At 61.6% G+C, this 448-nt stretch carries 1 protein-coding gene; it reads left to right on the top strand.

The features are described from left to right. Positions 1-22: 22 nt before the first annotated feature. Positions 23-448, top strand: a 426-nt coding sequence (locus ACK59H_RS22990) for an immunoglobulin-like domain-containing protein (RefSeq protein ID WP_409264995.1), incomplete at its 3' end; no start/stop codon positions are given.

Raw genomic sequence — 448 nt, 5'->3', positions numbered from 1 at the left:
CGACGTCAGCCCGGCACCGGCTGTGACCGCTATCACCGACACCATCGATACCTCGACGGTGACCCTGACAGCCACTCCGTCCGCTGTTGAAGGTGGCGTGGTCACCTACACCGCGAGCGTGACTTCGCCAGTCACCGGCACTCCTCTGGTGATCACTCTGGCCAACGGCCAGACCATAACCATCCCGGTCAACGCAAGCTCCGGCTCGGTCGACTACGTTGCGCCAAACAACGTCTACACCACCAATGCCCCGCTGACCAATAGCATCACCAATGTCACCGGTGGCAACTACGAGAAGCTGGAAACCGCTGGGAACCCAACCACTTCGGTCACCGACGATCCAGCCAAGCTGGACAGCACTGGCCTCACCTTGTCCGCCACTGGCACCGTCCAGGAAGGTGGCAGCATCGTTTACACCGCCACCCTGACCAATCCAGCCGGTAGCGAG

Source organism: Pseudomonas sp. KCJK9000 (genome assembly GCF_046230725.1).
GTDB classification, from domain to species: domain Bacteria; phylum Pseudomonadota; class Gammaproteobacteria; order Pseudomonadales; family Pseudomonadaceae; genus Aquipseudomonas; species Aquipseudomonas promysalinigenes.
Note: the sequence above shows the minus strand (reverse complement) of the source record. Positions and strands in the feature narration are given on the sequence as shown.